The 3,692-nt window shown below is 62.1% G+C and carries 2 protein-coding genes and 1 pseudogene; all 3 read left to right on the top strand.

The features are described 5' to 3' along the window. Window positions 1-91: pseudogene (locus tag ABW043_RS22090) on the top strand (MurR/RpiR family transcriptional regulator); the annotation flags it as partial. A 91-nt stretch (window positions 92-182) separates the two neighbouring features. Further along, window positions 183-2,084 (top strand): bifunctional 5-dehydro-2-deoxygluconokinase/5-dehydro-2-deoxyphosphogluconate aldolase, encoded by a 1,902-nt coding sequence (locus ABW043_RS22085; RefSeq protein ID WP_353923350.1) that lies wholly within the window; start codon window positions 183-185, stop codon window positions 2,082-2,084. Between the two features lie 149 nt (window positions 2,085-2,233). Beyond that, a partial coding sequence (gene iolD, locus ABW043_RS22080; RefSeq protein ID WP_353923349.1) for a 3D-(3,5/4)-trihydroxycyclohexane-1,2-dione acylhydrolase (decyclizing) occupies window positions 2,234-3,692 on the top strand: 1,459 nt, incomplete at its 3' end.

The raw sequence follows: 3,692 nt of genomic DNA, 5'->3' as shown, positions 1-3,692 counted from the left end.
CGACCATGCCGGGTTCCGCTCGCTCTCGGCCAGCATGGCCTTTGCCATGGCGCTGGCTGTCGCCATTGCCGAAGAGCGGCGGCGGGGTTGATTTTTGTGATGGAACAGAAATTCTATATTTGAACTGATTTGGAAGATGTGTTTCAATTCCTCCCATACAAGCCGCCGCGGGAGGAATTTGGGTGAGCACGAATAAGACGCTCGATGTGATCACCATTGGCCGAGCATCGGTGGACCTTTATGGCCAGCAGATCGGCACGCGGCTCGAGGATATCGGCAGCTTTGCGAAATCGGTGGGCGGGTGCCCGACCAATATTTCGGTCGGCACGGCGCGGCTGGGGCTGAAGTCGGCGCTGATTACGCGCGTCGGTAACGAGCAGATGGGCCGGTTCATTCGCGAGCAGTTGCAGCGCGAGGGGGTCGAGACCAAGGGGGTTGTGACCGACCCCGAGAGGTTGACGGCGCTGGTGCTGCTGTCGGTCGAGAACGACAAATCGTTTCCACTGATTTTCTATCGCGACAACTGCGCCGATGCGGCGCTGGACGAAGGCGATATCGACGAGGAATTCGTGCGGTCGGCCAAGGCGGTGCTGGTGACGGGCACGCATTTCGCAAAACCCAATAGCGATGCGGCACAGCGCAAGGCGATGCGGATTGCCAAGGCGAATGGCTCAAGGATCGTGTTCGATATCGACTATCGGCCGAACCTTTGGGGGCTGGCGGGGCACGATGCGGGCGACAGCCGCTATATCGCTTCCGATGAGGTTTCCAAGCACCTGCAGACGGTTCTGGCCGACTGCGACCTGATCGTCGGGACCGAGGAAGAGGTTCTTATCGCTTCGGGCGAGAGCGACCTTACGGCGGCGCTGAAGACCATTCGGAGCTTTTCGAATGGGACCATTGTGCTCAAGCGTGGGCCGATGGGGTGCATCGTTTATGACGGGGCGATTCCCGATGATCTTGAGGACGGGATCGTCGGCAAGGGGTTTCCGATTGAGGTCTATAATGTGCTGGGGGCCGGCGACGCTTTCATGAGCGGGTTCCTCCGCGGCTGGCTGCGCGGGGAACCGCATGCGACGAGCGCGACCTGGGCCAATGCCTGCGGCGCCTTTGCGGTGAGCCGGCTGCTCTGTGCGCCCGAAATTCCGACCTGGACGGAGCTTTCCTATTTCCTTGAGCATGGCAGCAAGGAACGGGCGCTGCGTAGGGATGCCGAGATAAACCACGTGCACTGGGCGACGACACGGCGGCGCGAGATTCCGAGCATGAAGGCGCTGGCGATCGATCATCGGTCGCAGCTTGAAGATATGGCGGGGGGCGATGCGCAGAAGCTGGCGCGGATACCGGAGCTAAAAGTGCTGGCGGTGAAGGCGGCGGCGCAGGTGGCGGATGGCCGCGACGGCTTTGGCATGCTGCTCGACGACAAGTATGGGCGCGATGCGCTTTATGCGGCGAGCGCCATTCCGAATTTCTGGGTGGCGAAGCCGATTGAATTGCCTGGATCGCGGCCGCTGCAGTTCGAGTTTTCGCAGGATCTGGGATCGCGGCTGGTGGATTGGCCGGTGGATCACTGCATCAAGGTGCTGTGCTTCTATCATCCGGACGATGCAGCGGAGCTGCGCGAGGTGCAGATTGCCAAGTTGCGGGCGGCTTATGATGCGGCGCGGAAGGTCGGGCGTGAATTGCTGGTGGAGATCATTTCCAGCAAGCATGGGGCGCTGAAGGACGATACGGCGGCGCGGGCGCTGACGGATGTGTATGCGGCCGGGATCAAGCCGGATTGGTGGAAGCTCGAGACGCAGCCGGGGGCTGAGGCCTGGCGGCAGATTGATGCCGTTATTGAGGCTAATGATCCGTTCTGCCGGGGTGTTGTGCTGTTGGGGCTCGATGCGCCACAGTCGGAACTGGTGGCAGGATTTGCCGCGGCGAAGACCGCCAGATCGGTGAAGGGTTTTGCCGTGGGGCGGACGATCTTTGGCGATGCGGCGCGTGCGTGGCTCGATGGACGGATTGGCGATGATGAGGTCGTGGCAATGATGGCGCAGCGGTTTGCGGGATTGGTGGCGGCCTGGGATGGGGCTTAGGTTCGGCTGACGCCGATACCCCCACCCTTGCCCCCTCCCCACAAGGGGGAGGGAGACGAAAGAGCCGCGAGAGTTGGGCATGCGCCTCCCTCCCCCTTGTGGGGAGGGAATGAGGGTGGGGGTAACCCACCAAGAAATGAGGAGTGGCCATGAGCCAGAAAACTGTTCGATTGACCATGGCGCAGGCTGTTGCGCGCTTTCTTACGGCGCAGAAGACGGTCATTGCTGGCGAGACCGTGCCGATCTTTGGCGGGGTTTTTGCCATTTTCGGGCATGGCAATGTGGCCGGGGTGGGCGAGGCGCTTTATGGCGTCAGGGATACAATGCCGACCTATCGCGGGCAGAACGAACAGGGCATGGCGCATGCGGCGATTGCCTATGCGAAAGCCAGTTTCCGGCGGCGGTTCATGGCGGTGACCAGCTCCATCGGACCGGGTGCGCTCAACATGGTGACGGCGGCAGCGCTGGCGCATGTGAACCGGCTGCCGGTGCTGTTGCTGCCGGGCGACGTGTTTGCCAATCGGTTGCCCGATCCCGTCTTGCAGCAGGTGGAAGACTGGGGCGATGGCACGGTTTCGGCCAATGACTGTTTCCGGCCGATCAGCCGCTATTTCGATCGGATCACGCGGCCCGAGCAGATCATTCCGGCGCTGCGGCGGGCCATGCAGGTGCTTACCGACCCCGCTGAATGCGGGCCGGTGACGCTGAGCCTTTGCCAGGATGTGCAGGCGGAAGCCTATGACTATCCCGAGAGCTTCTTTGCCGAGAAGGTTTGGGTGCCGCGGCGGATCATGCCGGATGCCGATGAATTTGCGACGGCGGCGGCGGCGATCAAGCTTTCCAAGAAGCCCGTCATTATTGCGGGCGGCGGCGTGCTCTATTCGGAGGCCAGCGAGAGCCTTGCGGCCTTTGCCGAGGAGCATGGCATTCCGGTGATGGAGACGCAGGCGGGCAAGAGCGCCCTGCCCCATGGGCATGAGCTCAATATGGGTAGCGTTGGGGTTACCGGTTCTTCGGCGTCGAATGTGCTGGCGGAAGAGGCTGACGTGGTGATCGCGGTCGGCACGCGCTTGCAGGATTTTACCACCGGGTCGTGGTCGCTGTTTAAGAACGAGGCGGTGAAGATCGTCGGGCTCAATGCGCAGCCGTTCGATGCGGGCAAGCATGAGGCGCTGCCGCTCGTGAGCGATGCTCGCGTGGGACTTGAAGCGCTGGATGCGGCGCTGATGGGTTGGCAGGTTGATTCCGATTGGACCCATAAGGCCATGCGGGAAAAAGATAAATGGCTGCTGGATGCTGACGCTGCGACTGCGCCGGCCAATGTGGAATTGCCATCTGATGCCCAGGTGATCGGGGCGGTGCAGCGGGCGCGGCAGAAGGCGACGCTGGTCTGTGCCGCGGGTGGTTTGCCGGGCGAATTGCACAAGCTCTGGAAGGCGGATGCGCCGGGCAGCTACCATCTCGAATATGGTTTCTCGACCATGGGCTATGAGATTGCCGGCGGGCTGGGTGTGAAGCTGGCGCGGCCCGAGGACGACGTGGTCGTGATGGTCGGGGACGGCAGCTATATGATGCTGAACTCGGAGATCGTTTCGTCGATCATGCTGG

Source organism: Devosia sp., assembly GCF_040509215.1.
In the GTDB taxonomy this organism is placed as follows: Bacteria; Pseudomonadota; Alphaproteobacteria; order Rhizobiales; family Devosiaceae; genus Devosia.
Note: the sequence above shows the minus strand (reverse complement) of the source record. Positions and strands in the feature narration are given on the sequence as shown.